Origin of the sequence: Aequorivita marisscotiae, from assembly GCF_029814825.1 — a bacterium.
GTDB classification, from domain to species: Bacteria; Bacteroidota; Bacteroidia; order Flavobacteriales; family Flavobacteriaceae; genus Aequorivita; species Aequorivita marisscotiae.
Genome location: NZ_CP122379.1, coordinates 1,131,568 through 1,153,939, shown reverse-complemented (window position 1 = coordinate 1,153,939; position 22,372 = coordinate 1,131,568). Strand labels below are relative to the sequence as shown.

The 22,372-nt window shown below is 37.9% G+C and carries 19 protein-coding genes and 1 pseudogene; 8 read left to right on the top strand and 12 right to left on the bottom strand.

Annotated features, from left to right (window positions below):
* Window positions 1-50 precede the first annotated feature (50 nt).
* Both QCQ61_RS05385 and QCQ61_RS05380 read right to left on the bottom strand, forming a co-directional pair.
* Window positions 51-857 (bottom strand): SDR family oxidoreductase, encoded by an 807-nt coding sequence (locus QCQ61_RS05385; protein ID WP_279449751.1) that lies wholly within the window; start codon window positions 855-857, stop codon window positions 51-53.
* Entirely contained in the window at window positions 854-3,220 is a 2,367-nt protein-coding gene (locus tag QCQ61_RS05380) for a M28 family peptidase (RefSeq protein WP_279449750.1), read from the bottom strand. The genes QCQ61_RS05385 and QCQ61_RS05380 overlap by 4 nt, the downstream gene beginning before the upstream one ends.
* 176 nt (window positions 3,221-3,396) lie before the next feature.
* On the opposite strand from QCQ61_RS05380, the gene QCQ61_RS05375 reads away from it, so the two are divergent.
* On the top strand, window positions 3,397-3,858 hold the full coding sequence (locus QCQ61_RS05375; protein WP_279449749.1) for a CBS domain-containing protein: 462 nt from the start codon (window positions 3,397-3,399) through the stop codon (window positions 3,856-3,858).
* On the opposite strand, the gene QCQ61_RS05370 is transcribed toward QCQ61_RS05375, so the two are convergent.
* Complete coding sequence (locus QCQ61_RS05370; RefSeq protein WP_279449748.1) at window positions 3,859-4,437, bottom strand: TMEM175 family protein; 579 nt, start codon at window positions 4,435-4,437, stop codon at window positions 3,859-3,861.
* Window positions 4,438-4,689: 252 nt separating this feature from the next.
* Here QCQ61_RS05370 and QCQ61_RS05365 point away from each other — a divergent pair, with 252 nt between their 5' ends.
* Both QCQ61_RS05365 and recQ read left to right on the top strand, forming a co-directional pair.
* The gene (locus QCQ61_RS05365) at window positions 4,690-5,025 is read left to right on the top strand and encodes a single-stranded DNA-binding protein (RefSeq protein WP_279449747.1); all 336 of its coding nucleotides are present in this window, start codon (window positions 4,690-4,692) and stop codon (window positions 5,023-5,025) included.
* Between the two features lie 74 nt (window positions 5,026-5,099).
* Window positions 5,100-7,177, top strand: a pseudogene (recQ, locus tag QCQ61_RS05360) (DNA helicase RecQ).
* Between the two features lie 2 nt (window positions 7,178-7,179).
* On the opposite strand, the gene QCQ61_RS05355 reads toward recQ, so the two are convergent.
* Both QCQ61_RS05355 and QCQ61_RS05350 read right to left on the bottom strand, forming a co-directional pair.
* The gene (locus QCQ61_RS05355; RefSeq protein WP_279449746.1) at window positions 7,180-7,359 is read right to left on the bottom strand and encodes a hypothetical protein; all 180 of its coding nucleotides are present in this window, start codon (window positions 7,357-7,359) and stop codon (window positions 7,180-7,182) included.
* A complete protein-coding gene (locus tag QCQ61_RS05350) occupies window positions 7,360-8,262 on the bottom strand; it encodes a histone deacetylase family protein (RefSeq protein ID WP_279449745.1) in 903 nt (300 codons plus the stop codon).
* A 109-nt stretch (window positions 8,263-8,371) separates the two neighbouring features.
* On the opposite strand from QCQ61_RS05350, the gene QCQ61_RS05345 reads away from it, so the two are divergent.
* Both QCQ61_RS05345 and QCQ61_RS05340 read left to right on the top strand, forming a co-directional pair.
* On the top strand, window positions 8,372-9,613 hold the full coding sequence (locus tag QCQ61_RS05345; protein WP_279449744.1) for a peptidase U32 family protein: 1,242 nt from the start codon (window positions 8,372-8,374) through the stop codon (window positions 9,611-9,613).
* Window positions 9,614-9,844, top strand: coding sequence for a ferredoxin (locus QCQ61_RS05340; RefSeq protein WP_279449743.1), 231 nt, complete (start codon window positions 9,614-9,616; stop codon window positions 9,842-9,844).
* A gap of 5 nt (window positions 9,845-9,849) precedes the next feature.
* Here the strand turns inward: QCQ61_RS05340 and QCQ61_RS05335 are convergent, their stop codons facing one another.
* On the bottom strand, window positions 9,850-10,743 hold the full coding sequence (locus tag QCQ61_RS05335; RefSeq protein ID WP_279449742.1) for a DMT family transporter: 894 nt from the start codon (window positions 10,741-10,743) through the stop codon (window positions 9,850-9,852).
* A 309-nt stretch (window positions 10,744-11,052) separates the two neighbouring features.
* On the opposite strand from QCQ61_RS05335, the gene QCQ61_RS05330 reads away from it, so the two are divergent.
* On the top strand, window positions 11,053-11,721 hold the full coding sequence (locus tag QCQ61_RS05330; RefSeq protein ID WP_279449741.1) for a C40 family peptidase: 669 nt from the start codon (window positions 11,053-11,055) through the stop codon (window positions 11,719-11,721).
* A 1-nt stretch (window position 11,722) separates the two neighbouring features.
* Here the strand turns inward: QCQ61_RS05330 and QCQ61_RS05325 are convergent, their stop codons facing one another.
* Window positions 11,723-13,861, bottom strand: coding sequence for a Tex family protein (locus tag QCQ61_RS05325; protein ID WP_279449740.1), 2,139 nt, complete (start codon window positions 13,859-13,861; stop codon window positions 11,723-11,725).
* A gap of 58 nt (window positions 13,862-13,919) precedes the next feature.
* On the bottom strand, window positions 13,920-15,995 hold the full coding sequence (gene metG / locus QCQ61_RS05320; protein WP_279449739.1) for a methionine--tRNA ligase: 2,076 nt from the start codon (window positions 15,993-15,995) through the stop codon (window positions 13,920-13,922).
* A gap of 84 nt (window positions 15,996-16,079) precedes the next feature.
* On the opposite strand from metG, the gene QCQ61_RS05315 reads away from it, so the two are divergent.
* Complete coding sequence (locus QCQ61_RS05315) at window positions 16,080-16,982, top strand: S66 peptidase family protein (RefSeq protein ID WP_279449738.1); 903 nt, start codon at window positions 16,080-16,082, stop codon at window positions 16,980-16,982.
* Between the two features lie 21 nt (window positions 16,983-17,003).
* Entirely contained in the window at window positions 17,004-17,366 is a 363-nt protein-coding gene (locus tag QCQ61_RS05310) for a YraN family protein (protein WP_279449737.1), read from the top strand.
* 21 nt (window positions 17,367-17,387) lie between these two features.
* Here the strand turns inward: QCQ61_RS05310 and QCQ61_RS05305 are convergent, their stop codons facing one another.
* From QCQ61_RS05305 to mfd, 4 genes are all read right to left on the bottom strand, one after another.
* Entirely contained in the window at window positions 17,388-18,206 is an 819-nt protein-coding gene (locus QCQ61_RS05305) for a helix-turn-helix domain-containing protein (protein ID WP_279449736.1), read from the bottom strand.
* A gap of 111 nt (window positions 18,207-18,317) precedes the next feature.
* Window positions 18,318-18,623: a type II toxin-antitoxin system RelE/ParE family toxin gene (locus QCQ61_RS15550; RefSeq protein ID WP_373693807.1), complete on the bottom strand. Its 306-nt coding sequence runs from the start codon at window positions 18,621-18,623 to the stop codon at window positions 18,318-18,320.
* Complete coding sequence (locus QCQ61_RS05300) at window positions 18,623-18,859, bottom strand: hypothetical protein (protein WP_279449735.1); 237 nt, start codon at window positions 18,857-18,859, stop codon at window positions 18,623-18,625. The genes QCQ61_RS15550 and QCQ61_RS05300 overlap by 1 nt, the downstream gene beginning before the upstream one ends.
* A gap of 111 nt (window positions 18,860-18,970) precedes the next feature.
* Window positions 18,971-22,327 carry a transcription-repair coupling factor gene (mfd, locus tag QCQ61_RS05295; protein WP_279449734.1) on the bottom strand — a complete coding sequence of 1,119 codons (3,357 nt, stop codon included), beginning with the start codon at window positions 22,325-22,327 and terminating at the stop codon, window positions 18,971-18,973.
* Window positions 22,328-22,372 lie beyond the last annotated feature (45 nt).

Genomic DNA, 22,372 nt, shown 5'->3' with positions numbered 1-22,372 from the left:
TTTAAAGTATTTTAATTGATTGAAAAAGGAGCTGTAACAGGCTCCTTTTTTTATATAGAAGTTTTAAACGAATAATTCAAGACTGATTGTAAATTATCGGAATCCACTTGCTTAAAAGTTCCGTTTGAAACCGCTTCCGCAAAAGTGGGAGCTTCCAACCCAAGCTCCTTTGCCTTTTGGATATAATATTCCGCTTTTTTTGGATGGTTCGGGTTTACTGCGTTAAAAACTTTTCCGAAGGCATCTTTCTTTAAAATTTCAACCAAGATATTAATACAATCATCCCGATGAATCAAATTTACGGGAGCGTTAGCATCAATCAAATCTTTTCTTCCTGCCAAATATTTCACAGGGTTTCTACTGCCGCCTATCAATCCGCCAAAACGCACTACGGTAGTCTGCAAGCCTTCGGCATTCATAAATAATTCTTCTACTTGCCGCAATTGCTTGCCGGCGATGGTTTCGGGTTTTGGCTCGTCCCGCTCCGTCACCCTCCCCTGTGAATCATCATAAACCGAAGTACTACTCACTAAAATAATTTTTCTTACGGCAGATTCGTTGATAGCCGAAAGTAAATGCGCCATCTTTAATACGTAATCTGCGCCCGTGTTTCTTCGTAGTCCGGGCGGAATCATTATCATAAAACAATCGGCATTTAATAACAATGCCTCTATTTCGCCTTCAATACCGTTTTCAGAAACTTCAACAGGAAAAGCGTTAAAACCGTTTTGTTGTAATAAAGTGGCTTTTTCAATAGAAGTTACCGAACCTTTTACCGTATAATTTAAAGCCGATAAACGATATGCTAAAGGTTGTCCGAGCCAGCCAAGACCCGTAATAGCGATTGTATTATTCATTGTGAGGGGATATTTTGAAAGTTTGCCTTTGTTGTATCTTCAACATGTATTCTAAGCGAATCTACTGAAAAAGTTCGTTTAACCATAATAGCATCCGTAATAACAAATGGTTTTGGCATGGTATAAATTGGTCTTTGGGTAATTTCAAATTGTGGCTCAGTCATTAAATTGAAAGAATATTCCATAATTTTAAAAGAAACCGGAGTATTTTTCTCTGCGGAATACGCCACTTTTAGCGAATCGCCTTCAGACACGTAATAATTAATTAGTGCACTATTTTTTGTACCTCTATAGTTGCTCGAAACTTTTGAAACAGGCATCGTTTGTCCGTTAAACTCCAAAGCTTTTAAAGCCGAAATCGTTTCACTATATAAGTCTATTTTATGTACTCTTCGGTGCGGAACGATGATAAGTTTCACCTTCCGAAGTGCTTCAATTAAGGTATCTTCTTTTAATATTATTTCAAAATCTGCAATATTTCTTTGTGGAGCTTTTGTCGCATAAGTAAAATTGGCGCCGTATTTACTGTATGCTGCATCGGCAACTACCGCAGATGCTTTTTTAGGGTTTTCGCCTAAATAATTCTGCGTCCATTCATCAATTTCTTCGTCGTAGGTAAGCCAATAAAATTTATTGGTATCTGCATCCTTATAATAAATTAAACTGTTTGGTTTTCTTCGTTCTTCGGAATAATTACTTTTTGAATGCGCTATTCCGAAGCAAGTTATTGCAAGCAGCAAACACACAACAGAAAGTAAGCGTTTCATTTTGTAAAAACCAAAAACGGGCCAGAGCAACGCAAATAGTAAAACCGTAAAAACACAACTAATAACCAGCATTTTTAAACCCAAACCAACAGGAAAAAATTGAATAAGCGGTGCAAAAATAAAAAGCGCCGGAGCTGCCAAAAGCGCCATTGCCAAAAGATTTGGGCGCTCCTGCCGAAGCATTATAAAAAACGACAATAACCCAAAAAATACGGGAATAATAAAATACGCTGCTCCTTTTAAAACTATAAATACAGCCACGTTAATTAATAACCAAAAAAACAAGGGTGCTACGTAAAACGCAGGCTCATTAAATTTTTGGGTGAACTTTTTATAAATAGCGAAGGATACTGCCAATGAAATAAAAACGAAAAAGGCGATATACCAATGGCCATTATAGGTAAAACCTTGTTGAATTTCGGTGTATTGTGGGTATAGTGCCAAAATTAATTTCCAACCAAAAAAACCAAGTAGGCCACATAAAAGCAAGGAAAGCAAAAATGGAACAAAACCCAAACCAATAGATTTACCATTGAGCTTTTTCTGTTTTAAACCGTAATAAATTAAAAGAATAAATAGAATTGCAGCAATAATAAGCATAGGCAAAATCCATGCAAAAGGATAGCTTAGCATTTTAACCAGAGGTAGGTTTACGTACACATTATCTGTTTCGGCTTTTAACTCGGACAGATTGGCATCAGCAAAATAATGAATAAGCGGAAGCAAGTAACTACCTTGATGCATTAAACTATTCCATGCTAAATGGTACATATTGTCATTTGCTGTATGGTAGTTAAAATGGCTATCTATAAAGGCGAAGAAAAAACTATCAATATCGCCATCTTCCCTAAATACAGTAGAATCGGTATCGTTGGGCAACATTTTATAAACACTATACATTAATGAAGAAGCCACCGGAAAGTCTGGATTTGCCGCGATAAACTCCTTTACAAGTTTTGAATTTCCACCGTTGGTTTCTAAAATCATATTACTTGGACCGCTCGTACCACGCGCTTCAAAATTCAGTACCAATCCCACATTTTTTGCCCAAGGATGGTCATTTACAAATAATTTTGCGCCATCTAGCCCGATTTCTTCAGCATCGGAAAATAAAATTATAATATCGTTTTTAGGTTGTTTTCGGGAAGCCAGATACGCGCGTACACTTTCTAAAATAGTAACCAGGCCACTTCCGGCATCGCTGGCACCAAACGACGGTACAAGCGCGCTATCGTAATGCGAAAGTAACAAAAGCGCCTTTCCATCTTCGCTGCCCTTTATTCGCCCAATAATATTAACTGGTTTATTGAGCGTTTTAGAATCTGGATTCAAGCTAAAACCCGTTTGAATGTGAGGGTCTAAACCCAATTTTTGCATTTCGGCAATTAAAATTTTACGCACTTCTTTATGTCCATCAGAACCCAGATAATGTGGTTGTTTAGCAATTTCGCTTAAAGGTTCCAACGCTCTGTCAACCGAAAATTCAGTAGCTGGATAGGTTTTATTTTCATCGTAATGCGGGGTAAGTGAATAAAAGCTATAAAATAATAAGCCAACGATAAGCAGAAGGGAAAGAATGGCGCCAAGTTTTTTCATGGTTGGGAAGTTTTGATTGATAAAAATACACTTTTAATCACATTATGTTAAATAGATAAGGATTAATGAAACAGCAATATTAATAGGCAGTTCGCTATATAAAATAATTACTTATACCTCGAATAATTTAATTTGATAAAAATGATTATATTAGAAGTTCGCAAAAATTTGATATTATGGGAATTAAAAGTTTTATTGGTAGAAGGGCGAAGCCCAAAAAAGGGTCATCGGAAAAGGTAAAAGTTTCTGATTATATGACCCGTAACCTAATTACATTTAAACCAGAGCAATCTATTTTGGAAGTTATGGAAGTGCTTTTAAAAAAGCGAATTTCGGGCGGCCCAGTGGTTAATGACCAAAATGAGTTGGTTGGCATTATTTCTGAAGGAGATTGCCTTAAAGAATTGAGCGATGCCCGGTATCACAACCACCCCATGGAAGATGTAAAGGTAGAAGAGCACATGATTAAAAACGTTGATACTATTGATGGTGAAATGAATGTGCTGGACGCAGCCAATAAATTTTTGGAATCAAAACACCGTCGTTTTCCAATCTTGGAGAATGGTAAGCTTGCAGGTCAGATTAGCCAAAGCGACGTACTTCGCGCCGCTATGAAATTAAAAGGCCAGACCTGGTAATTATTCTTCCTTAAAAATAATTTCTATACGCTTATCGGGAATAAGCCACATTAAAGCCACCAAAATATATAACATACCCGCAATCCAAGGATTTACGAACGATCCCATTATTGCGATGGAATAAATAATGGGCGATGCCTTTCCTTTAAAGTCTTTTCCCAATGCTTTATTTAATAGAGAATCCTTCCCTTGTACCGCTAAAATACTTCGCTGTAAAATAAAATAGGCAATGGCAGCCATTAAAAGAACCCCTCCGTAGAGTGCCATAGGTAATTCGGCAAAATGATTTTCTCCCACCCACCCCGTAACAAAAGGAATTAAAGAAAGCCAAAACAACAAATGAAGATTGGCCCAGAGAATGGTGCCGTTTACTTTCTGTACCGTATGCATCATATGGTGATGGTTGTTCCAGTAAATGCCTACATAGATAAAACTTAAAATGTAACTTAAAAATACGGGCAATACGGGTACCAGATCATTTAACTTGGTGCCGTGCGGCACTTTTAATTCCAATACCATAATAGTAATTATAATAGCGAGCACGCCATCGCTAAAAGCTTCCAATCTGTTGCGGTTCATGGTAAGTTTATTTAAATGATATAAAGATAAAGTTGATTTTAAGTAGATTAAATTACTGAAAATTCGCAATATATTTCAGATTTAAATAAAGGATTTTATAAGCATACATCCAATTACAAACGCTTACAAACAACTATAAACGAAAGTAAATAAGTAAAAACCAACTAGCATTTGCCTGTCGCCGTAAGTTTGTCCTGTCGAATAAAATGAAGTTCGATAGTATCAATTGTTTAACATTAAATTTTAGAAATTATGAACGCACTTAGAAACAAAGTACAGTTGATTGGAAGATTGGGCCAAGACCCAGAAATAATAACTTTTGCCGATGGCAACAAAATGGCAAAATTCTCTATGGCCACAGACGACAGCTACAAAGACAAAAGTGGACAAAAAGTAGAACGCACCTATTGGCATAATATAGTGGTAAAAGGCGGTTTGGTAAAAGTTGTAGAAAACTATATAACCAAAGGCAAGGAAATTGTAATTGAAGGAAAACTTACCAACCGTTCCTGGGACGATAAGGAAGGCAACAAACATTATATTACCGAAGTATTTTGCAACGAGCTGGTCATGCTGGGGAGTAAATAAATGATCGGCCAATCAAGCCCTCGATTTTCTCGGGGGCTTATTTTATTTAACTTCGAATAGTTATTTTTACAAAAATGGAAACAACTGCCCAGCTTGATAAATTCGATTTACTTAAAACATTTTTCGGATACGACAAATTTCTTCCCAATCAGGAAGAAATCATAAATAATGTATTAGCTCAAAAAGACACTATTGCCATCATGCCCACCGGCGGAGGAAAGTCGTTGTGTTTTCAATTGCCAGCCTTGGCTTTGGAAGGTACGGCAATAGTAATTTCACCACTAATTGCATTGATGAAAGACCAAGTAGATGCTTTAAAAGCAAACGGAATTTCAGCCGCATTTTTTAATAGTTCGCAACCCTATGATAAACAGCAACAAATTTTAAAAGAATTACAAGACGAAAGTTTAAAGTTGCTTTATGTAGCTCCCGAAAGTCTTCCGCAGGTAAATTTTATTCTGAAATCAATAAAAATAAGTCTCTTCGCGGTAGATGAAGCCCATTGTATTTCCAGTTGGGGACACGATTTTCGCCCAGCATACACACAACTTAATAGTTTAAAAAAACAGTTTTCGCAAGTACCAATAATTGCACTTACGGCAACGGCAGACAGGCCCACGCGGGTAGATATTGCAACACAACTTACCATTCCAGACGCTAAAACTTTTATCGCTTCCTTTGATAGACCCAACTTGTATTTAGATGTCCGGCCGGGTCAAAACCGAAACAAGCAAATTTTAAACTTCCTCGCCAAACGCGGCACCCAAAGTGGCATAATATATTGCTTAAGCAAGAAAAGCACCGAGAAGCTCGCGGCAACTTTAAATTCCAAGGGCCACAAGGCACAAGCCTATCATGCCGGTCTTACTTCAGAAGAGAGAAGTAACATTCAAGATAATTTCTTAAACGACCAAACACCAATTATTGTAGCAACCATTGCTTTTGGAATGGGCATAGATAAAAGCAACGTACGTTGGGTAATACACTACAATTTGCCGAAAAACATTGAGGGCTATTATCAAGAAATTGGACGAAGCGGAAGAGATGGTTTAAACGCGCATACATTGCTTTTTTACAGTTTGGCCGATGTAATTATGCTTCGAAAATTTGCCGAAGGCACCGAAACCGAAACCTATCAATTGGCAAAGTTGGAACGCATGCAGCAATATGCCGAAGCCTTGAGTTGCCGAAGAAAAGCATTGCTTGGTTATTTTGGTGAACACATTACCGAAGATTGCGGCAATTGCGATATCTGCAAAACGCCACCCAAATATTTTGACGGAACCTTAATTGCACAGAAAATCTGTTCTGCAGTGGCGCGATTGCAGGAACAGGAAGCCTTGGGAATGGTTTTAGACGTACTCCGCGGCGCACAAAACGCACAGGTTTTCGACAAAGGCTACCAAAACATAAGACCTTTGGCGCCGCTAAAGATATTTCATGGCGTGATCTTCAACAATATGCCATTCAACTTTTAAATCAAGGCGTGCTGCAAATTTATTTTCACGAAAACGGGAGGTTACTCCTCACCCCGCTTGCAAAAAAAGTTTTATTTGAAGAAAAAAAGGTACGTCTGGCAAATATTATACAAGAAGTTGAAAAGGTAAAAACCGAAAGAACGCCACGAAAACGAGCCGATCTTTTCGAGAAACTGAAAACCCTTCGTTTAAAGTTAGCGCAGGAAATTAGTATGCCCGCATATATAATTTTTAGCGATGCAGCTTTGGAAGATATGGAACATAAAAAACCGCGAACTCGCGAAGAATTTGCAGAGATTTCAGGCGTTGGCGAGGCGAAACTTGAAAAGTATGCAGACGATTTTCTAAAAGTTATCAATCGGCATTTAGACAGTTTGGAAAGTACCTTGCCTACCCACGAACGCAGCTATAAAATGTATGTTGAAGAAAGTCTTTCACCATTAGAAATTGCTTCAAAACGTGGGCTTTCAGAAGACTCAGTTTATGGACATTTTATTAAAATGCATAGACAGGGAAATGATTTCGACTTTTCACAATTTATTTCTTCCAAAGAAATTAAAAAAATAAAAAAAGCAAAAGAAACACTCGAAAATCCAGATGCATTAAAACCCTATTTTGAATATTTTGAAGAACGTTTGCCATACTGGAAAATTAAATTGGGGCTATATTTATAGCTCTATTTAGGCAGATTTTTCAGAATTTCCAAATATTGAACTCGCTGCATTCGTTGTTCAACAGTAAGATCAAAACACGGACAGCGTTTGCAGCGTTTATGTTCGCCTTTTTTTAAATACTTTTCGCAGCATTCGGTCTTAAAACCTTTTTTCTTGTCTGCTTTGTTTTTTTTCTTCCCCATTCAGAAAAAAATTTCCTGCGCCAACCGAAAAGTATTGGCATGCGCGTCAATAATAGTTTTTATTTCTGGCGAATAGCCTCCACCCATGCTTACCTGCACCGGAATTTGCAAATCTTTGCAAAACTCTAAAACAAAACGATCGCGCGCTTTGCTTCCCGCAACAGTACAATTTAATCTTCCTAATTTATCGGTCGCCAAAATATCAACACCGCTTAAATAAAATATAAAATCCGGCTTTTGGTTATCGATTAATTTTGGTAGAGTTTCTTTTAATTTCTGAAGATAAATGGCATCGCCACTGCCGTCGGGAATTGCAATATCTAAATCGCTCTTTTCCTTTTTAAACGGATAATTGCCCGCGCCGTGCATGGAAAATGTAAATACAGAATCGTCATTTTGAAAAATCTGCGCCGTGCCATTGCCTTGGTGCACGTCTAAATCCACTATCAGAATTTTCTTTGCATATCCATTATTCTGAAGGTATCTGGCCGCAATAGCTTGATCATTAAGCAAGCAAAATCCTTCACCGTGTCCGGTGTATGCGTGGTGCGTTCCTCCCGCAATATTCATTGCAATTCCGTACTGTAATGCATATTCGCTCCCATCAATTGTTCCCTGGGCAATGCGAAGTTCCCGCTCAATTAGTGATTTAGATATAGGAAAGCCAATTTTTCGAGCAGCTCGTTTATCCAGTGTAAGATTCAATAAATCAGTAAAATATTCTTGGGTGTGTACAGCAAGAATAACGGCTTCCGCAGGCATTTTCGGTTTAAAAAAATTTTCAGGGGTGCAACTCCCTTCGTGTAACAGCTGTTGCGGCAGCAATTCATACTTCTCCATTGGAAAGCGATGTCCCTCTGGCAAGGGATGTTTATAAATAGAATGATAGGCTATTTTCAACATTTTAGAATTCAATTAAAACTTGAGTATAATAATGTTTAAACCTAACAAATATCATATTTTAAAAAGAACAGTTGGCCGACTTTTGTAGCAATTTTCAAATTTTACGGCAATGACTTCTTCTGGAAAAATAGAATTAATGGCTCCTGCGGGCAATTTTGAATCGTTACAGGCAGCATTAGACAATGGCGCAGACTCTGTATATTTTGGTGTTGAACAATTGAACATGCGCGCTCGGGCAAGCATTAATTTTACAATTGCCGATCTTCCCGAAATTGCTAAACGTTGTAAAAAAAATGGAGTTCGCACCTACCTTACTTTAAATACTATAATTTACGATCACGATTTATCGTTGATTAAAACTTTACTCGATGCCGCAAAAGCTGCCAGACTTACTGCGGTAATTGCCATGGACCAGGCCGTAATTGCATACGCCAGGCAAATTGGGATGGAGGTACACATTTCAACCCAAATAAATATTACAAATATTGAAACGGTAAAATTTTACGCACTTTTTGCAGATACCATGGTAATGAGTCGCGAATTGAGCCTGCGACAAGTAAAAAAGATAACCAGTGATATTGAAAAAGAACAGATAAAAGGGCCGTCGGGGAGTTTAGTTGAAGTTGAAATTTTTGGCCATGGCGCACTCTGTATGGCAGTTTCGGGCAAATGTTATTTGAGCCTCCATTCGCATAATTCTTCTGCTAATCGCGGAGCTTGCAAGCAGAATTGCCGAAAAAAATACACGGTTATAGACCAAGAAACAGGTTTTGAAATTGAATTGGACAACGAATATATGATGTCGCCCAAGGATCTTTGCACGGTAGATTTTTTGGATCAAGTAATTGACACTGGCGTAAAAGTCTTAAAAATTGAAGGTCGCGGTCGCGCTCCCGAATATGTGGCCACTGTAGTAAAAACCTACCGCGAAGCCATAGATGCTTATTATGAAGGTACGTATTGCGAAGAAAAAGCAGAACAATGGATGCTCGAACTGGCTAAAGTGTATAACCGCGGATTTTGGAGCGGTTACTATCTGGGTCAAAAATTGGGAGAATGGAGCAATACCGATGGTTCCCAAGCTACGCAGAAAAAAGTTTATATAGGAAAAGGTGAACACTATTTTACTAAAGCGAAAATTGCAGAATTCAAAATTGAAGCATACGATTTAAATTTAGGTGATAAAATTTTGGTTACTGGCCCAACAACTGGCGCCAAGGAGTTTCAACTTTCAGAAATGTTAGTAAACGACCAAGCCTTAACTACAGCGAAAAAAGGCGATTCCTGTACTATTCCAGTGCCGTTTAGAGTGCGCCCATCAGACAAACTGTATAAAATAGTAACTTCATAAATGGTAGTGGTAACACTTCAGCGGAATAAATGCATTGGCTGCAATTACTGTGTAGAATTGGCTCCGGCGTATTTTAGAATGTCTAAAAAAGACGGCAAAACCGTATTGCTGCATTCTGAGGAAAAACGTGGATTCTTTACGCGGAAAATTTCGGACAATGCCGAATTCGAAACTTGTGAGCAGGCCGCAAAAGCGTGTCCTGTAAAGATTATTTCAACAAAACTTATTTAACGGTTCTAAACTCCTTTTTCAATTTTTATCTCCTTGCCAATAATTGGGATTTTTTTGGAATAGAAAGTAACCCAAATTCCGAATAATAGAATAATTCCACCAATAATCATTTGGAAAGTAACCGTTTCATTTATAAACAACCACGCAAATATGGTGGTTAAAACCGCTTGGCCTAGCAAGCTCACCGAAACCCTTGTAGCACGCATGTGTTTTGTGGCGTAGCCCAACAATAACCACGCCGCCAATTGGCAAACTAAGCCTTGAATTAGCAACGAAATCCAACCCATTTCGGTAAAGCCCGTAAAGGGTTCATTTATAAAAAAACTTAGTACTCCCAGAAAAACGGCAGAGGTAAAAGTGCTTAAAGTAATAAACGGAAGTACCTCAACATCATAAAGCACAAACTTACTCACCAACATATAGATGGCATAAAACACACCTGAAAGAATTGCAAAGATAAAGGCCAAATTAAAATCTAAATTCACAAAAAAGTGGAATCCAACTAAAGTTATCATTCCAAAAATTGCGATCACTGTACCAATCCAAAAATTGCGTGTGGGCTTATTTTTTAAGAAGAAAAACGCACCTATTCCTACCCATACGGGAGAAAGATTAGTTAAAAGTGTGGCTTGCGTAGCCGTAGATTCCTGAATTGCAATATTCCATACGGCCACATCTAACGCGAAAATAGTACCACATACCAGGGTAAGTAAAAACAATTTTATAGAAGGAATTTTAAATTTTCCCGATAACAGCGCAAAGGGAACCAATATTGAAGCGGCAATTGCCATTCTATAAAATGCCGAAACTATGGCAGGCGCCAACTTGAGTTTCACCAAAATAGGAAAGATTGAAATACAAATAATTCCTAAGACAAGGGCAATTCTAGGCTTTGTCATATCACTGAATTTTAGCGATTTAAAGTAAAAAGCCGCAAAATTAGTCTTTAAATACCACTGTTTAATGATTTAAGTGAAATTTTAAGAATACCTAAGGTGTTAAATTATTTTTGTAACATTGAATTAAACCCTTACTGCACCTAAACAAAAATCTAAATTTTAATAGCTTTTACACATATTTAGCTGCAATTGCATAATCCATTTATTGAATTCATAAAAAAGATATTGTTTTTTTGCGTATATTTAAAACTGTATCCCCAATTATATTACAGAGATAGTAAATTCATTATTGCTGAAAATTATTTTATTATGTTGGGAGAAACGATAAAAATTGCATTGGGCGAATTGGGCCAAAAAGAAATTAAAGGTACCAATCATAACGAACGTATTCTTGAATATCAAGAAATGACAGGGCTAAACTTTGGCAACGACGAGGTTGCTTGGTGTAGCATTTTTGCAAATTGGGTGGCATTACAGGCCAATTTGCCGAGGTCTAATAGCGCCATGGCTAGAAGTTGGTTGAATATTGGCGCTAAAACAGATTGGCCGCAACCGGGCGATGTAGTGGTATTTTGGCGAAAAAGCAGAACCAGTGCCTTTGGCCACGTCGGTTTCTTTTTGGGCTTCACTAAAAGTGGTAAATCCATTTATTGTATTGGAGGCAATCAAGATGACGAAGTAAATATTCAAACTTTTCCCATATCCAGAATACTGGAATTCAGAAGCCTTACCGCAGATTTACCAGAAGATATAAAAGTTCCTGCTGGCTATTTAAGGAGAGGCGACAGCAACGGAAACGTAAAATTACTGCAGAAAATATTGATTAAATTAGATTTTTTGGATGGTAGCGCAGATGGTGTATTTGGACCAAAAACCGAAGCCGCATTAAAAGCGTTTCAAACAAGCAATAATATTACGGTAGATGGTATTTACGGCAGCCAATCGAGAAGTGTACTTAAAAATGCATTAAATCTATAATCTATTTATGCAATTTTAGCTGAATCCGTTTCCGCGCAACATCAACATCAAGCACTTTTACAATTATTTGTTGATGCAAATGTACATGCTCGCTCACATCAGAAACATAAGCATCTGCAAGGTTCGAAACGTGGATCAAACCGCTTTCCTTTATACCAATATCCACAAAAGCGCCAAAATTGGTAATGTTGTTTACAATCCCCGGCAGCAGTTGTCCTTCCTGCAAATCAGCAATGGTTTTTATATTTTGATTGAAGGTAAAAACCTTCGCCTCTTCACGAATATCCAAGCCCGGTTTTTCAAGTTCCTTTAAAATATCCTTTAAAGTTATAAGCCCTATTTTTTCTGAAATATAATTTTCAAGATTTATTTTTTGAAGCAGTGTTTTAATGCCAATTAAATCTTGCACGTTTACTTTTTCATCCTTCGCCATTTTTGAAACAACCGAATAACTTTCGGGATGCACCGAAGAATCGTCCAACGGATTTTTACCATTTTTAATACGAAGAAAGCCAGCCGCTTGTTCAAAAGCCTTTTCACCCAAACGTGACACCTTTTTTATTTCTTCACGGGAAGCAAAAGCGCCATTTTCTTCACGATAATTCACCACATTTTCAGCCAATTTTGGACCAATCCCCGAAACATAACTCAGTAGCGGAATGCTCGCGGTATTGATATTTACCCCCACCGAATTCACACATAACGCTACGGTTGTATCGAGCGAATTTTGAAGTTTTGTCTGGTCTACATCGTGCTGATACTGCCCAACACCGATAGATTTGGCATCAATTTTTACCAGCTCCGCCAACGGATCCTGTAACCGTCGACCGATGGAAACTGCGCCGCGCACCGTAACGTCGTAATTCGGGAATTCATCACGTGCAATTTTTGACGCCGAATAAATTGAGGCCCCGGCTTCGCTAACCACAAAAACCTGTGGTGGATTTTTAAAGTGAATTCGTTTTATAAACTGCTCTGTTTCTCGCGAAGCTGTTCCGTTGCCAATCGCAATTGCTTCAATTTTATGGGCGTCGGCAAGCGAACTTATCTTTTTCATCGCGGTTGAAGAATCGTTTTTTGGCGGATGCGGAAAAATGGTTTCATTGTGCTGCAAATTGCCTTGTGCATCCAGGCAAACTACTTTGCAACCCGTTCTAAACCCAGGATCAATTGCCAAAACACGTTTTTCACCCAAAGGCGAACCGAGCAAAAGTTGCTTTAAGTTTTTGGCAAAAACGTTAATAGCTGTTTCATCCGCCTTTTCCTTTGCAGCGGAAAGCGTTTCGTTTGAAAGTGCCGGAAACAAAAGACGTTTGTAGCTATCTTCAATCGCGAGTTTTATTTGTTTTGAAGCGGCATCTTTAGACTTTACAACGCGGTCTTCAATTTTAGAAAGTGCTTTTTCATCGTCGATTTCTATTTTATTTCGAATAAATCCTTCGGAAGTTGCACGAAGAATTGCCAATAATCTATGTGAAGGAATTTTATTCAAAGCTTCGTTCCAGTCAAAATAATCACGGAATTTCTGGGCTTTTTCATCGTCGGCCATTTTCTTTACAACTTTAGTCGAAATTGTTGCATAACGTTCCAATTGATTCCGAAGCATATTCCGAATATCGGTGCGTTCGTTTATCCATTCGGCAATGATGTGTCGGGCGCCCTCCAAAGCTTCATCTTCGGAATTTATTTCTCCTTTAATATATTTTGAAGCAAGCGCAGAAATTTCTGAACTGGACAGACTTCGGGTCTGCGCCATTATAATTTTCGCCAAAGGCTCCAAACCATTTTCGCGCGCGGTATCAGCTTTTGTTTTTCGCTTCTTTTTGTACGGCAAATACAAATCTTCCAAAGCGATTAAATCTGTTGCTTCTTCAATGCTTTTTTGAAGTTCTGCTGTTAAAACTTCTTGCTCTTCCAAGGATTTTAGGATAGTAGCTTTCCGCTTTTCTAATGCTTCATATTGTTCCTTGAATTTTACGATTTCGCCAATTTGAACCTCATCCAGATTTCCAGTCAGTTCCTTTCGATAGCGTGAAATAAAGGGAATGGTGCAGTCTTCCTTTAAAAGTTTTACCGTGTTTTCAACGCTTTTTTGGGGGAGTTGGGTTTGGGAGGTTATATAGGCTACTAATGTTTTCAATAGGGTATGTATGTTTAATATCGTCCGCAGATCGCGCAGATTTTCGCAGATTTTTTTGTTAGTTTATCGTCGCCCCATTCTCAACCCCATCAGAATCGGGATTCACAAAAACAAGTTTCCCCGCTGCGTCTTCAGTCATCAAAATCATTCCTTCACTTTCAACACCGCGAAGCTTTCTTGGAGCAAGATTTACCAAAACCGTAACTTTTTTCCCGATGATATCTTCAGCCTTAAAACTTTCAGCAATTCCTGAAACTATAGTACGAACGTCGATTCCTGTATCTACTTTTAAAACTAAAAGCTTATCTGCTTTTGGCATTTTTTCGGCTTCAATTATGGTTCCCACGCGCATATCGAGTTTTACGAAATCGTCGTATTGAATGGTTTCTTTTTGTGGCGTTACTTTTTTGTTTGCTTCGGCATTCATCTTTTTACTGGCTTGTAGTTTGTCTAATTGTGCTTGAATTTGTTCGTCTTCAATTTTGCTGAAAAGGAGTTCAGCTTTATTTATTTTATGACCTGGTTTTAAAAGTTCACTTTTAACAGAAGCGTCAGCCCATCCTAAAGACCCCTCGACTGCGCTCGACCTGACATTGAGCATGTCTTTCAACTTGTCTGAAGTAAATGGCAAAAACGGTTCGCTTAAAACAGCCAAAGCAGAAGCTATTTGCAAGGCAACATACATTACTGTTTTGGTGCGCTCTTCGTCGGTTTTTATTGTTTTCCACGGCTCTTCGTCTGCAAGATATTTGTTTCCGAGGCGGGCGACGTTCATTAATTCTGCCTGAGCTTCGCGGAAACGGTAACGTTCCAACGAACTTGCTATTACTGCAGGATACGCTTTTAATTCGTTTAAAATCTGCTCGTCAATTTCTGAAAAAACAGCAGGCTCGGGCACAACTCCTTCGTAATATTTATCAGTTAAAACCATCACTCGATTTATGAAATTTCCAAAGATGGCAACCAATTCATTATTATTTCGGGCTTGAAAATCTGCCCAAGTAAAATCATTATCCTTTGTTTCTGGGGCATTTGCCGTTAATACATATCGCAAAACATCTTGCTGGTTTGGAAAATCCTCCAAATATTCGTGCAACCAAACCGCCCAGTTTTTACTGGTTGAAATTTTATTGCCTTCCAGATTCAGAAATTCATTAGCTGGAACGTTTTCGGGTAAAATATAACCCCCTTCGGCTTTTAACATTGTTGGAAAAATAATGCAATGGAAAACAATATTGTCCTTCCCAATAAAGTGAAGCATTTTGGTTTTATCGTTTTTCCAATAATCTTCCCAGTTTTTTCCTTCGCGCTCGGCCCATTCCTTCGTTGAAGAAATATAACCAATGGGCGCGTCAAACCATACGTATAGTACTTTTCCGTCTGCTCCTTCCACTGGCACGGGAATTCCCCAATCTAAATCGCGGGTTACCGCACGCGGCCGTAAACCGTCATCGATCCAGCTTTTGCACTGTCCGTAAACGTTGGTTTTCCAATCCTTTTTATGGTCAACGAGTATCCACTGTTTTAGGAAATCTTCGTATTCGTTCAGTGGTAAAAACCAATGCTTTGTTTCTTTAAGAATTGGTACATTTCCCGAGATAGCACTTTTCGGATTAATTAATTCGGTAGCGTTTAAACTGGAACCACATTTTTCACATTGGTCGCCATAAGCTTCTTCATGGCCGCATTTTGGACACGTACCGGTAATGTATCGGTCTGCAAGAAATTGATTGGCTTCTTCGTCATATAATTGTTCGGTAATCTCTTCGGTAAATTTACCGTTCTCGTATAACTTCTTAAAAAATTCTGAAGCAGTTTTATGATGAATTTTCGCAGAAGTCCGCGAATAATTATCAAAGGATATTCCGAATTCCTCAAAACTCTTTTTAATAATGGCGTGATATTTATCTACCACTTGCTGAGGCGTAATACCTTCTTTTTTTGCCTTTATAGTAATTGGCACGCCGTGTTCATCGCTTCCGCAGATAAAGGCAACATCCATTTTTTGAAGTCGTTGATAACGCGCGTAAATATCTGCGGGCACGTAAACGCCAGCCAAATGGCCAATGTGTACGGGTCCGTTTGTGTATGGCAACGCGGCGGTAATGGTATATCTGTTTGGGTTCTTGTCCATAATTTTTTTTGAAAGCCCGCCAAAATGAGCGGGCAGGCACAAAAGTACATATAAATGTAGTAATTTGTGGTTTTAAATAAATCCATGATTACTCCAAACAGACTACAAAAGAACGATACAGTTGGCATCGTTTCAACCGCACGTAAAATTTCAAAAGAAGAATTAAAACCTGCGCTTCAATTGCTTGAAAGTTGGGGTTTAAAAGCCGTTTTGGGTAAAACCATCGGTGCCGAAGAAAACCAGTTTGCAGGAAGTGATGATTTGCGTGCAGCAGATTTTCAACAAATGATTGATGACCCTAAAATAAAGGCTATTTGGTGCGCAAAAGGCGGGTATGGCACCGTTCGGATAATTGATAAGCTGGATTTTTCAAACTTTAGAAAAAATCCGAAATGGGTTATTGGTTATAGCGATGTAACTGCGCTTCATTCACATATTCATACATTGGGAATTGAAACTTTACACGCCCAAATTTTACAAAATCTTGAAAATAAGTCGAAGGCAACTTCCACTTCAATTAAAGAAATATTGTTTGGAGGTGATTACGAAATCAGTATTGCTTCCAACGAGAAATTAAATACACTCGGAGCCGCACAAGGGCCATTGGTTGGCGGAAACCTCTCACTCATTTATTCGCTATGCGGAAGTAATTCTTCGCTGAATACCGAAGGTAAAATACTTTTTATTGAAGATTTGGACGAATATCTGTACCATATTGATAGAATGATGATGAATCTAAAACGCAACGGCATGCTACAAAATCTTTCAGGATTGATTGTAGGCGGAATGACCAATATGCACGATAATGCTGTTCCTTTCGGAAAAACGGCGGAAGAGATTATTTTTGATTTAGTTTCAGAATATAATTTTCCCGTGTGTTTCAATTTTCCGGTGGGACATATTAATGATAATCGGGCTTTGATTTTGGGTCGGGAAGTAGAATTAAAAGTAACGAAAAACAATATTGCTTTAAGCTTTAAGAAATAAGCTTTTACACTCTTTAAAAAAATGGCAAGCCACAACGAACTTGGAAAAATAGGAGAAGAAATAGCCGCACAATATTTATTGAAAAGGGGTTATAAAATTCTACGTCGTAACTTTTATTTTCAAAAGGCCGAAATAGATATAATTGCTCAAAAAGAAGAAGGAACCGTTGTTATTGTAGAAGTAAAGACCCGAAACAGCGCATTTTTTGGCGATCCGCAAAGCTTTGTAACTCCTTCAAAAATCAAACTTTTGGTAAAGGCGGCCAATGAATATATTATTTCAAATAATTTAAATGTGGAAGTTCGGTTTGATATTATTGCAATTCTAAAAAACCAAAAAGAAGAGAAATTAGAACATTTTGAAAATGCTTTTTATCACTTTTAATTCCTGTGCTTCAACTGTCGCTCAGGATAAACTTTGGCGGAAATCTCTTTCGGTTTTTAATAAATCTTCAATTTTATAAAGCAAAATAATTTGCAAAATAGTAGCCGGAATTAAAAAGGCAAGTCCCAACCACGCCATAAAAACCAAGGTGAACAATATTCCGCTCACTACCTGAAATCCGCCGGCAATTTCTGGAATTTTCCCGAAATTACCTTTCAATCGCATTAAAGCCAATCCAAAAATAACACTTCCAATTCCACAGAAAATAGATTGTATTGTAATTACGTATTCAATATAAAATGGCTCAAAATAAAGTGAAACCATATCATACCCATAAAATAAAATGGTGGTGCCAATTAAAAAGTAAGCTCCAATTTTCAGCAAATAATTATTGAAGATTTTCCCGCTTAAAACAAAACCCCATGAAAAATAAATAAAGGCCAGCATTATAATAAATTTCATACTTATGTAAGCGGCTTTTGGCAGTATCAATTCATCTTCATAAAATCGGGCGTAGTCCACTGCAAATTCCACAAAACCGGAAAGGAAATAAATAATTCCACAGATCCAAGCGAGTTTTATGTAAAACGCTGAAAATGCTATTTCCTTTAAATCGATATTTTTAAAAAAAGAAGGTTCTGATTCTTGCAATTTTTCCAAATCTTCGCCCAACACATTAAGTATGGTTTTCAGTGTAAAGCTGCGCGGCATTACTTCACCCGCTTCAATACGCTGAATGGTCCGCACGTTTATGTTGCATTGCTCCACAAGTTCTTCCTGCGTAAAGCCTTTTTGCTTTCGGAGTTCCAAAATTTTTCGACCGAGTTCTGGTTGTTTCATTTTTTAAAATTTTATGAAGCAATAGTACGATGGCAGTAAATATAGTACAATCTTTTCAAGTGAATTTCACCCGACATTTGCCCGACATTTGTTGATTTTAGAAGATATTACTTATTTCCTGAAAACCTTAAATTTATTATCAGGATTCATATTTGTCGGGAAAATTCGAAAAATTTTCACATTTTCCGAATCAATTTTGTAAAGAATAACGAACGGGAATTTTTTGACTGGAACCTGTCTAAAATCTTTATAAACAAATTGAAAAAGAAAAGGATTTTTCGATAAATACGCTATGGTTTTCTTTATTTCAGTAAGAAAGGACGCGCAAATTTTCAATGATATTTTTGAATACCAATCGTAGGCTTCGGCAATATCGAATTTTGCATCCTCTTCTATCAAAATTCGATAGTTGCCCATCAGCTTCTATTCTTCACATAATTTTCAACTTCTTCCCACGTATGAAAAACCGCTCTTCCTTCATTTTCCTTTTCTGAAGCAAAATCCAAAGCTTGTTTCTGGATTTCAGTCAAATCATTTGAATTTTTAAACCATTCTTCTGGTAGAAGAGATGCAAGTTTTGCTCTTTCAGAAATACTCAATTCCTGAAAAGCCTCGGCAAGTTGTTTAATAGTAAAATTATTTGTTGCGGACATAAACCAAATATACGAAATGCCTGTAAACAATTTGCATATAAACCGACGATGAATAATTCGGGCATTCCATCTTTCACTTTATCAAATATTCTATACAGATGAAATGATTTGTTATTCAGAAAAAGGCTCCAAAGCCCGAAGCGCTTTTTCAACCGAATAAATTCCTTCAAAATTAAGCAATAATCGCAATCCGTTGCGGGTTTGCTTTTCCTTCATTGTTACTTTTTGTGAATGGGTTTGCACGTATTGAAGCACTTTTGTAAACGACGGACTTTGGTAAAAAGCACTTTGTTGGTCTGCCACAAAATAACCTACCATTTTTTTCTGCTTCATAATTAATCGTTCCAAGCCCATAGATATTGCAATCCATTTTATGCGAACACTGTTCAGTAAATCTTCGGCTTGTTTTGGCATTTCCCCAAAACGGTCCAGCAATTCTTTTTCAAACTTTTGAAGCTCGGCTTCGTTTTTCAACTCGTTCAGTTTGGTATATAGATTAAGTCTTTCGGTAATATTGTTAACGTAATCATCTGGGAAAAGAAGTTCGAAATCGGTGTCGATGGTCATTTCTTTTACGAAATTCTTCTTCGGACCTTCTGTTTCTTCGTACAAATTTTTAAACTCTTTATCCTTCAATTCCTCAATCGCTTCGGCTAGAATTTTTTGATAGGTTTCAAAACCAATTTCGTTTATAAATCCACTCTGCTCACCACCCAATAAATCGCCAGCACCGCGGATTTCCAAATCCTTCATCGCGATGTTGATGCCGCTGCCCAATTCTGAAAATTGTTCCAAAGCCGTAATTCGTTTTCGCGCTTCGTCCGTCATTGCCGAATATTCCGGAGTGATAAAATAACAAAACGCTTTTTTGTTGCTTCGCCCAACACGACCGCGCATTTGGTGTAAATCTGAAAGTCCGAAATTATTAGCATTATTGATGAAAATAGTATTGGCGTTCGGTACGTCCAAGCCACTTTCAATAATAGTTGTGGATACCAAAACATCGAATTCATTGTTCATAAATCGAAGCATTAAATCTTCCAGTTTTTTCCCGTCCATTTGGCCGTGACCAATTCCAATTTTGGCATCTGGCACCAAACGTTGAATCATCCCAGCGACTTCTTTTATATTTTCAATTCGGTTGTGAACAAAGAAAACCTGGCCTCCGCGCGAAATTTCATAGCGAACCGCATCGCGAATACTTTCTTCCCCGAAACGAATAACGTGCGTTTCCACGGGATAGCGGTTTGGCGGCGGCGTGGTAATTACCGAAAGGTCACGTGCGGCCATCAAACTAAACTGCAACGTTCGCGGAATGGGCGTTGCCGTTAGCGTGAGCGTATCTACATTTTCTTTAATGGTCTTTAATTTGTCTTTTACGGCTACTCCAAATTTTTGCTCTTCATCAATAATCAAAAGTCCCAAATCCTTAAATTCAACCGATTTGTTTACTAATTGATGAGTGCCGATAACAACATCGAGTTTACCATTTTTCAACTCTTCCAAAACGGTTCTTCGTTCTTTCGCAGTTCTAAAACGGTTTAAATAATCAACTTTCACGGGCATCTCCGAAAGACGCTCTGAAAATGTTTTAAAATGCTGAAATGCCAAAATAGTTGTTGGCACCAAAACTGCGACCTGTTTTCCATTGTCAACTGCTTTAAAAGCTGCTCGAATGGCCACTTCCGTTTTTCCGAAACCCACATCGCCACAGACCAAACGATCCATTGGGCGCTCGTTTTCCATATCTTTTTTTACATCTTCGGTTGCTGTACTCTGGTCCGGGGTATCTTCATAAATAAAGGACGATTCCAATTCGGCTTGCAAATAGCTATCGGGGTCAAAGGCGAAACCTTTTAGCGTGCGGCGTTTGGCGTATAATTCAATTAAATTGAAAGCAATTTCCTTAACGCGCGTTTTGGTTTTTTGCTTTAATTTTTTCCACGCATCGCTGCCCAATTTATAGATTTTGGGCTCTCTCCCATCCTTGCCGTTGTATTTTGAAATCTTATGCAGCGAATGAATACTGAGATATAAAATATCGCGCTCGCCATAAAAAAGTTTAATGGCTTCCTGCATTTTTCCTTCTACCTCAATCTTCTGCAAACCGCCAAATTTCCCTATTCCATGGTCAATATGCGTTACATAATCGCCCACTTCCAGATTGGTAATTTCCTTTAAAGTAATTGCCTGTTTTTTAGCGTATCCATTTTTCAGTTGAAATTTATGGTAACGCTCAAAAATTTGATGATCAGTGTAGCAAACAATTTTTAAATCGTCATCAATAAATCCTTGAAATAGCGGAAAAACAATAGTTTCAAATTGATTTACATTCTGTTCAGCATCTTCAAAAATATCGTGAAATCGTTTTGCCTGCTGTTCGCTGCTGCAAAAAATGTAGTTTTTATACCCTTTTTCGGTATTATCATTCAAATTTTCAATCAGTAAGTTGAATTGTTTGTTGAATGATGGTTGCGGTTTGGTTGAAAACGAAAGCCCACTCCCAGCCCCTCCCGAGGGGAGGAAAGTTTTATTAATGCTTAGTTGAACTTTTGTAAAATCATTCAATTGCTCGTTTAACAATTCCGAAGTACAGAATAATTCCGAAGGTTTTGCGCGTTTTATTTCTGAATCGATTGAATTAAAAGCTTCTGTCGCTTTTTTGAAAAGATTATTTATCGCGCTACTGAAAAGCTCTTCGTTTTTTAGAAAAACCACTGTTTTTGAAGCGATATACTTCAAAAAACTTTCGCGATTTTCATCGATCATTTTGTTTTCTACATTCGGAATGATTGATACTTTTTTCACCTGTTCCAAAGATAGTTGCGTTTCCACATCGATGGTGCGAATACTATCAACCTCATCCCCAAAAAATTCAATTCTGTAAGGTTCATCGTTGCTAAAACTGAACACGTCCAAAATTCCCCCACGCACCGAAAATTCGCCCGGTTCGGTAACAAAATCGGTACGCTTAAAGCGGTATTCAAACAAAACCTCGTTTACAAAATCTATTGAAAGTTGGTCGTTTATGGCAATTTTCAAGGTGTTGCGTTCCAACTCTTTTCGAGTTACAACTTTCTCAAAAAGCGCTTCGGGATAGGTTACAATAAGCGCGGGTTTTTTGCGGGAATTTATTCGGTTTAAAACCTCGCTTCGCAATAAAACATTGGCGTTGTCTGTCTCTTCAATTTGATAGGGCCGCCGATAGCTTCCCGGATAAAAAAGCACATTTTTATCGCCCAATAAATTTTCCAAATCGTTTAAATGGTAAGCGGCTTCTTCTTTATCATTTAAAATTAGCAAAAATGGCAAATCCGTATTTCGAAAAGTTTGGGCTAAAACTATCGAGAGCGAAGAACCCACAAGACCTGAAACCGATGTACTTTTTTGAGATTGGACAATAGTTTCCTCCAGTTTTCGTGTTTGCGAAGACTGAGAATAAAGTGACGTAACTAGAGTTTTGCTCATCGGGACGGCAAATATAAATCAAACCTCACAGGTCTCAAAGACCTG